General features: G+C 74.1%; 1 pseudogene. It reads right to left on the bottom strand.

The window, feature by feature from the left end:
• Positions 1-278, bottom strand: a pseudogene (locus NBZ83_RS32570) (DNA polymerase); the annotation flags it as partial.
• Positions 279-521 lie beyond the last annotated feature (243 nt).

The raw sequence follows: 521 nt of genomic DNA, 5'->3' as shown, positions 1-521 counted from the left end.
GTCGTCGGCGCCGACCACCACACCCACCGGGGGGCGCAGCGCCGTTCGGTCTCGGCGAGCAGGCCGGCGGCCTCGCCGGGCTCGGGCGCAGGCACCGCCAGGGTGACGGGTGCACCCGGCGGGCTGGCCTGTGGCGGGCTGGTGGGCGGGTGGTAGGCCAGGGCGAAGCCGACCTGGGGCAGCACGACGAGCGCCAGGGGCTGGCGCGGGGCGAACTGCCCCGACCACAGGTCCGCGAGCGGTCCCGCGGCCGGGTGCGACGGGCTGGCCGACGTCATCGGTCGATTCTCACCGCCGGATCCGACAGTTCGCGGCCCACCCGGCACCGGCGGGCCGACCCGATGGGTTACCGACCCGATAGCGTTGCCGGGCCGGTCGACGTCATCGCCGGGCGGGGCGCAGCCGTGGTCGGACGGACCGGCATGGTGACCGGAAAGCGGAAATGCCCCCGTTGGAAACGTGGAACGGCAAGAATTCCCGTCGACGACGGATGTATCACGGGGGAAGGGTGGGTTCATGGC

This window comes from Frankia gtarii (assembly GCF_025403375.1).
GTDB lineage: Bacteria > Actinomycetota > Actinomycetes > Frankiales > Frankiaceae > Frankia > Frankia gtarii.
Note: the sequence above shows the minus strand (reverse complement) of the source record. Positions and strands in the feature narration are given on the sequence as shown.